Below are 447 nucleotides of genomic sequence, written 5' to 3' on the forward strand. Positions count from 1 at the left end.
TCTTGGATAACTTTTTTGAAGGACTGTTGATCCTGTTGTTGTTGTGCTTTTATTTTTGTTTCATTTTCTGTTAAAAGATTTATTTGTGTAGATAATTCTTGGGACACCCTTTTCTCATCTTTTAATTCTCGTTCCAATTCCAATGTAGTTGATTTCAGCTCGTTTTTTTCATCATTTATTTGTTCTAACGATTCCTGAAACTGTATTCGTTCCTTTTCTTGATTAGACTTTAACTGATTGTTTTTCCCGATTAATTCATTGTTTTCTTTCTCTATTTGAATGACAGTATTTTGGTAAGTTTGATTGATCTCCGTTAATTGTTCTACCTCCAATTGCAATTCGAGGTATTCAGACTCGACCGTTTGCAACTCATCTTTTAATTGTTGATGTTGTGCTTTCATTTTTGTTTCATTTTCTGTTAAAAGATCTATTTGTGTAGATAATTCT

At 30.9% G+C, this 447-nt stretch carries 1 protein-coding gene; it reads right to left on the reverse strand.

The window, feature by feature from the left end; translation table 11 throughout:
* A partial coding sequence (locus ADA55_RS29855) for a hypothetical protein (protein WP_048683068.1) occupies positions 1-447 on the reverse strand: 447 nt, incomplete at both ends.

It is taken from the genome of Bacillus sp. 220_BSPC (assembly GCF_001054655.1).
In the GTDB taxonomy this organism is placed as follows: domain Bacteria; phylum Bacillota; class Bacilli; order Bacillales; family DSM-1321; genus Peribacillus; species Peribacillus frigoritolerans.